The organism is Rubrobacter taiwanensis (assembly GCF_004337705.1).
GTDB classification, from domain to species: domain Bacteria; phylum Actinomycetota; class Rubrobacteria; order Rubrobacterales; family Rubrobacteraceae; genus Rubrobacter_C; species Rubrobacter_C taiwanensis.
Genome location: NZ_SKBU01000046.1, coordinates 1 through 1,226, shown reverse-complemented (window position 1 = coordinate 1,226; position 1,226 = coordinate 1). Strand labels below are relative to the sequence as shown.

The 1,226-nt window shown below is 57.7% G+C and carries 1 protein-coding gene; it reads left to right on the top strand.

What is annotated here, in order from left to right; translation table 11 throughout:
* On the top strand, positions 1-1,226 hold a 1,226-nt coding region (locus tag E0L93_RS15450; protein WP_132692985.1), incomplete at both ends, for a BCCT family transporter.

Below are 1,226 nucleotides of genomic sequence, written 5' to 3'. Positions count from 1 at the left end.
GATCATCTCAGGCGGCACACCAACCCGCCGGTGTTTTTGATCAGCGGGGCGGTCATCCTGGCCTTCGTTGTGGCGGGAACGGTCTTCACCGGCGCTACGGGCGAGGCTGCCTCGGCGGTGCAGCGGTTCATAAGCACCTACTTTGGGTGGTTTTATGTGCTTTCGGTGAGCTTCTTTTTGATCTTCGTTTTGGGACTGCTCTTCACCCGCTACGGCAGGGTAAGGCTCGGCGGCGATGACTCAAGAGCTGAGTTTTCTACCTGGTCTTGGTTTGCTATGCTCTTTACTGCGGGCATGGGGATCGGGCTCGTCTTCTACGGGGTTGCAGAGCCCATGGCGCATTATCTCGCTCCTCCGGTGGGGGAGGCTGAGAGCGCTCAGGCGGCCCAGGAGGCGATGCACCTCTCGTTTTTCCACTGGGGGCTGCATCCGTGGGCCATCTACATAGTGCTTGGGCTCTCTTTGGGATACTTCGCTTTCCGCAGAGGTCTTCCGTTGAGGCCGGCTTCTGCCTTCTACCCGCTGATAGGCGAGCGGGTTAACGGTTGGGTTGGCGACCTCATAGACATTCTGGCTGTGTTTGGGACGGTCTTTGGGCTGGCCACTTCCTTGGGGATAGGAGCAACCCAGATCAATGCCGGGCTTGAGAGTCTCTTTGGGATACCCTCGAACATAGGGGTACAACTGCTCATCATCTTGCTGATCACCTCCATCACCGCAACCAGCGTGCTCTTAGGCATAAGGCGGGGCATAAGACGCCTTTCGGTAATAAACATGTACCTGGCGATGGCTCTGGCTCTCTTTGTCTTCCTGACAGGCCCCACCATCTTCATCCTCAACACCTTCGTGGGTAGCGTCGGCTACTACTTCCAGAACCTGATCGGCACCTCCTTTCAGATGTTCACCCTCAACGAAGAAGCCGCAGCCTGGCAGACAAGCTGGACGATCTTCTACTGGGGGTGGTGGATCTCCTGGGCACCCTTTGTTGGGATGTTCATAGCCAGAATCTCAAGAGGGCGCACCATCCGGCAGTTCATTGTAGGCACGCTGCTTGCCCCCACCGGAGCCTCCTTTGGGTGGTTCTCCATCTTTGGGGGAGCAGCACTCCACTCAGAGCTCTTTGGAGAAGGAGGCATAGCCCAATCTCCGGCAGAGACCGCCCTCTTTGCGCTGCTCTCCCAGCTACCCGTAGCGGCCATCCTTATAACCCTGGCCTGCGCACTTGG